Annotated in this window: 1 protein-coding gene; it reads left to right on the top strand. The window is 69.3% G+C overall.

The genetic code is table 11. The features are described 5' to 3' along the window. Positions 1-1,735: fimbria/pilus outer membrane usher protein (locus ACEU5R_RS31875; protein WP_392413899.1), on the top strand; the 1,735-nt coding region annotated here is incomplete at both ends.

The following is a 1,735-nucleotide window of genomic DNA, read 5'->3' as shown; positions in this document are numbered from 1 at the left end:
ACGTGCCGGGGGCGGAGGGCGCCGCTGGCAGTCCGGCGTTGCGGCTGGATGCGATTCCGGGCTTGCGCTACAGCTACAACGCCGCGACGCAGTCGGTGAACCTGGTGGTGCCGGACGCCTTGCGCACGCCTTATCAACTCGACATGCGCGGCGTTCCCAGGGCGCCTCCGGCCACCAGCGGGCGCGGGCTGGTGTTGAATTACGACGCCTACGCGCAGACCAGCGGCCTGTCCCGGTTGTCGCTGTATACCGAGCAGCGCTATTTCAGTCCGTCCGGCGTATTCAGCAACACCGGCATCACCTATGCCGGCGGGCGGGCGGACCGCTATATCCGCTATGACACCTACTGGACGCGCTCGGACCAGGACACGATGCGCACGCTGCGGCTGGGCGACACGATCACGTCGTCGCTGGATTGGTCGCGGTCGATCCGCATCGCCGGCGTGCAGTGGGGCCGCAACTTCTCGCTGCGGCCGGACCTGGTGACTTTTCCGGTGGCGGCGATCAGCGCGTCCTCGGTGGTGCCGTCCTCGATCGCGCTGTACATCAACGGGGTGCAGCAATACTCCAGCAACGTGCCGGCCGGCCCCTTCGTGGTCAACCAGATCCCCGGCATCACCGGCGCGGGCCAGGCCACCATCGTCACGCGCGACGCGTTGGGGCGCAGCATCGCGACGACGGTGCCGTTGTACGTGGACACGCGCCTGCTGGCGCGGGGCCTGTCCAGCTATTCGGTGGAGGCGGGCTTCGTGCGGCGGCGGTTCAGCGTGCGTTCGTTCGACTACGACCACGCGCCGGTCGTCAGCGCATCGGGCCGCTATGGGCTGGATGACGCGCTGACGCTGGAAGGGCATGCCGAGAGCGCGCCCGGCGTCTACAACCTGGGGGGCGGCGCGTTGGTCAGGCTGGGCGAGGCGGGCGTGGTCAGCGCTTCGCTGGCCGGCAGCGCGGGCCGTTACGCGGGCGGCCAGACCAGCCTGGGCTACCAGTACGTGCGGCCTGAGTTCAGCCTGGACCTGTTGTCCACCCGGGCGCTCGGCGATTACGGCGACCTGGGCTCGCGCGAGGACGCACCGGTGGTCCGCCAGACGGATCGCGCGACCGTGTCGTTTCCCATCACCCGGTCGCAGAGCATGGCCTTGAGCTACATCGGCTATCGCCAGCCGGACGCGCCGGCCGCCAGACTGGGCTCGGCGACCTATACCGTCAACCTGCACAGCCGCGTGGCCATGAACCTGAGTGCGTTCCACGACTTCAACCAGTCCGACTCAAACGGCGTGTACTTGAGCCTGACGCTGATGATGGGCGATCGGACCCAGGCCTTCGCGTCGGTCAGCCGCCAGCAGCGCCAGGACAGCTACAGCGTGGGCGCGCAGCGTTCGGTGGACTATGAAGGCGGCGCGGGCTGGTCGGTGCAGCGCGGACGCAGCGGCGGGCAGGCCTACACGCAGGGCCAGGCGCAGTACCTGGGCCGCTACGGCCAGCTGACCGGTCTGGCGCAGGACCTGGGCGGACGCACGCAGGCGGCGGTCCAGGCCTCGGGAGCGCTGGTGCTGATGGACGGCGTGGTCACGCCCTCGCGCCGGATCAACGACAGCTTCGCGCTGGTGTCGACGGGCGCGCCGGACGTGGATGTGCTGCACGAGAACCGCAAGCTGGGCAAGACCGACAGCTCGGGCCACCTGCTGGTGCCGGACCTGGTTCCCTATCAGGCCAATCGCCTGTCGATCGACGC

It is taken from the genome of Achromobacter sp. 413638 (assembly GCF_043119405.1).
Lineage (GTDB): Bacteria > Pseudomonadota > Gammaproteobacteria > Burkholderiales > Burkholderiaceae_B > Achromobacter.
This window is presented reverse-complemented; position numbering and strand designations above follow the sequence as displayed.